Annotated in this window: 1 protein-coding gene; it reads left to right on the top strand. The window is 70.5% G+C overall.

Features of this window, described 5'->3' with window-relative positions; all coding sequences use genetic code 11:
* The coding region (gene narJ / locus SB754_RS20860; protein WP_410784260.1) for a nitrate reductase molybdenum cofactor assembly chaperone at positions 1-264 on the top strand (264 nt) is incomplete at both ends.

Genomic DNA, 264 nt, shown 5'->3' on the forward strand with positions numbered 1-264 from the left:
TCACAGCCTGCACCTGACCTACTGGACCGACGGCGACACCCGGCGCCGCGGCGAGGCGCTCGCGGCCTTCAAGGAAATCTACCGCGCGCACGGGGCGCTGCCGGAAGGCACCGAACTGCCCGACTACCTGCCGCTGGTCCTGGAATTTGCCGCCAAGGTTGCGCCGGCGGACGGCTACGAACTGCTGCAGCGTTACCGGCCGTCGCTCGAGCTGCTTCGGCTGGCACTGCGCGATGACGGGCTTCCGCACGCCGGCGTGCTGGG

It is taken from the genome of Leifsonia sp. SIMBA_070 (assembly GCF_046534635.1).
Classification (GTDB): Bacteria; Actinomycetota; Actinomycetes; order Actinomycetales; family Microbacteriaceae; genus Leifsonia.